The sequence below is a fragment of the Halomonas sp. ND22Bw genome (genome assembly GCF_003011945.1).
Taxonomy (GTDB): Bacteria; Pseudomonadota; Gammaproteobacteria; order Pseudomonadales; family Halomonadaceae; genus Halomonas; species Halomonas halophila.
Map to the genome: position 1 here is coordinate 1 of NZ_PXWD01000599.1, position 290 is coordinate 290.

Below are 290 nucleotides of genomic sequence, written 5' to 3' on the forward strand. Positions count from 1 at the left end.
TTCCGCCGCGAGATTGATGATGGCTTGGCGGTCATAGGCGAGGATGGGGGCCTCAAGCACCAGTGCCGGATTGGCGTGGCGGCGAGCGATCCAACGGTGACGCCAGCGAGCCTCCACCAAGTTTCGGCGTAGATCGTTCGCTACAGCATCCTGGCGCAGCTCGTCACGTATGGTCGCGACAATGGCGCGCGCATCCGAACCACTCAGCCCGCTGCTGCGGAACGTCGTCACGGCATCCTCATGCGCGACGCGCGTTGCCTCGGCACGTTGCTGGCTATCGTCACGAACGA

1 protein-coding gene is annotated in these 290 nt (G+C 64.1%); it reads right to left on the minus strand.

The genetic code is table 11. From position 1 onward, the window contains the following. The coding region (locus CVH10_RS19550; RefSeq protein ID WP_219924861.1) for a hypothetical protein at window positions 1–231 on the minus strand (231 nt) is incomplete at its 3' end. Window positions 232–290: the final 59 nt, after the last annotated feature.